Below are 1,383 nucleotides of genomic sequence, written 5' to 3' on the forward strand. Positions count from 1 at the left end.
AAAAGTATTAGTGCGAAGTTTAGACGTATGAGTCATTCTTTCTGTTATCGAAAAATCTTATCTACGTTAGAACGTTTGTGTGAACGATACGGTGTGGAGTTTATCAAAGTAAAACCTGCGTTCACATCGATTTCCGGAAGACTAAAATATCAACAAAAATATCGAATATCTGTTCATGAATCAGCAGCACTTACCATTGGTCGTCGTGGCATGGGAATGAAAGAAAGAATTCCAAAAAAATTACAAGATATATTAACGAAACAGCAAACAAAATCATGGAAAAAACAAAACGAATGGGCACGTTGGAGTACAGTTCGAAAACGGATTACAAATATACTCAAAAAACGAAAAGCGAAATTCCATCAATGGTTTCATCATAAACAACACGTGTATCAAACGATAAAAAAATAAAAAACCTCTTGTGCTGGAACGTAGTGAAGAAGGTGCAAGATATCTTTTACAGGGTCGGGTAACACCCGAGGTCGAGGAATCCTTCTTAGTAAGTAGAAGAAGCAACATCCCTTGTCGGTGGAGCGAGAGCTGTCCCCTAGTGCGGAATCCTGTGAGCGCACGTCGTGAAAACGATGAAAACTTCTAACTAAACTATTTTAATAGTTTTTATTAGATTTTTTTAACCAGGCTTATGACTGTTCGACTAAAACAAATTGTACCGATATACACAGAAAGTATTTCTGAAACGGTTAAGAAAAGGATGGTACGTTGCATATGGAATGGTGAAAATCTGTCAAAATACCTAGTTTTGGAGAAAGATCCAAATCATAAAAGATATTATTTACTATCAGGATATGTAGCCTACGAGGCGTATAAAGAAGCAGGAATAAGTGTTGTCGATTGTATCGTCAAGCCTTTTTCGAATAGAACAGAACAGATGGTGCAGCTGTTACAAAATATGTTTCATAATTCTAGAAGTGATTGGATGGGGAAATCGGCTTTAATTTCTACATTGTTAGATCAAGGAACAAGCATAAAGGAAATTGCAAAAAGAGTAGGCGTAAAAAATCAAGATTTGGAACGGTATTTACTTCATCCGGAAATTCCATTGGAAATAGCGAATAAGGCTTATGAATTAAAGTGTGTACCCTTAGTTGATAAAGTAAGACGGTTAGGTATTTCAGATATATTAAAATATCGTTTATATGAGAGAGCGGTATTAAACAAGAGCAATCCTGCTCGCTTAAAGCATGATCAGTTACATAAGGTGAAGTGGTTGTTGGATTTAACGATATTTTATGAATTGTATGACATTGAATCGCAGTGGCAATATATATTGAAAATGATGGATTATAAAACGGTTTTAATAAGTATGTTGCAGTCCGAAATTGAAAAAGAGCTGTCTCATTGGGGGAGAGGTCCAGATGACGA

The 1,383-nt window shown here is 35.8% G+C and carries 2 protein-coding genes; both read left to right on the plus strand.

The window, feature by feature from the left end:
• The coding region (locus RCF13_RS12725) for a hypothetical protein (protein ID WP_308141223.1) at positions 1 to 411 on the plus strand (411 nt) is incomplete at its 5' end.
• Between the two features lie 232 nt (positions 412 to 643).
• Positions 644 to 1,383: hypothetical protein (locus RCF13_RS12730; protein ID WP_308141224.1), on the plus strand; the 740-nt coding region annotated here is incomplete at its 3' end.

This window comes from Stenotrophomonas maltophilia group sp. RNC7 (assembly GCF_030910085.1).
GTDB lineage: Bacteria > Pseudomonadota > Gammaproteobacteria > Xanthomonadales > Xanthomonadaceae > Stenotrophomonas > Stenotrophomonas sepilia.